Genomic DNA, 1,410 nt, shown 5'->3' with positions numbered 1-1,410 from the left:
GACGGGCTGGCGTTGATCCTCGGGGATCTCGGCCGCATCACCGCGGCGGGCGGGCGGCTGATCCGCATGGCGACGCTGGACCATGCCACCGGGGCGGGCGACCGCATCACCAAGGCCGATGGCGAGGCCTTTGTCTTCGGCGGAACCGGCGGCGACGAGATCGCGCTCGGGGCTGGCGACCACACCGTCTCCGGCGACTTCGGGGTGCTGGACTTCGCCGGCGGCGTGCGCGCCAGGCTCGAGGTGGTGATCGAGACCCCGGCCCGGGGCGGGGATGACACGATCTCCACCGGCGCCGGGTCGAACTGGATCATCGGCGGCGAGGGCGCGGACAGCATCGTCAATGCCGGCGGCGAGGCCGTCATCCTCGGCGACGCCGGGGTGATCCTCGCCGATGCCGCGGGACGTTTGATCGAGGCGACCTCGACCCAGCCGCTGCTCGGCGGCGACGACCGGATCACCGGCGGCAGCGGGCGCGACATCGTCATCGGCGGCACGGGCAACGACTGGGTCGACGGCGCGGCGGGCGACGACATGCTGGCGGGCGACAGCGGGCATTTCACCCGCGAACCGCTGGGCGGCGGCCGGACGCTCTACACCTTCGAGCAGCCGGGCGATTTCGAGCTGGGCGGCGACGACACGATCATCGGCGGCGAGGGCCGCGACCTGATGATCGGCGGCACCGGGCATGACCTGTTCGAGGTGGACTACACCTACGACTTCGCGCTCGGCGAATTCGGCCGCTACCGGCTGCAGGCCGAGGCCGACGGCAGCGAGCGGCTGGTCTCGGTACTGACGCTCGCGCCGCGCGATCTCGACCTGATCGGCGGCACCGGCGAGAAGCTGTTCTACCGTCTGGCGCGGGACAACTCGACCGAGGGCCTGCCGGAACTGGTGCTGCCGACGCTGTCGGAGCTGATGCGCGTCGACCTTCTCGTCACCGACGATCCCGAGATGGAGGCGGCCCGGCTCTTCGGCCTCTTGACCGAGGGCGAGGCCACCGGCGCCGCGCATGGCTTCCGCTTCCTCGGCGAGCCCGACCTGCTGACCGGCGAGGAGTTCCTTGCCCCGGCGGAGGAACTGGAGCAGGAAGCCCCCGAGGCGGAGACGGAACAGGCTTCCGTCCCGCGCGGCGGCTGGCGCTTCGCCGGCTGGCAGATGGCGGAGAGCTGACGGGACGGCATGCAGAGCACGCAGAGGGACAGCGCGGATCTTGGCCAGGCGCTGGCCCGCCACCTCGGCAAGCTGAACGGCCTGATCGGCTGCCAGGCGATCCTGCGCCACGAGGGCGGCGGCTGGCGCGAGGTGGCGCGGCTCGGCCGCATCGCCAGCGACGGGCTGGAGGCCGAGCTTGCCGGCTTCGACCCGCAGGCTGGCGGCACGGTGCGGCCGCTGGNGGGCGGCAAGGGC

1 protein-coding gene is annotated in these 1,410 nt (G+C 72.7%); it reads left to right on the top strand.

The features are described from left to right. A partial coding sequence (locus C5F48_RS25495; RefSeq protein WP_308812784.1) for a calcium-binding protein occupies window positions 1-1,173 on the top strand: 1,173 nt, incomplete at its 5' end. Window positions 1,174-1,410 lie beyond the last annotated feature (237 nt).

Origin of the sequence: Cereibacter changlensis JA139 (assembly GCF_003034985.1) — a bacterium.
Classification (GTDB): Bacteria; Pseudomonadota; Alphaproteobacteria; order Rhodobacterales; family Rhodobacteraceae; genus Cereibacter; species Cereibacter changlensis.
Note: the sequence above shows the minus strand (reverse complement) of the source record. Positions and strands in the feature narration are given on the sequence as shown.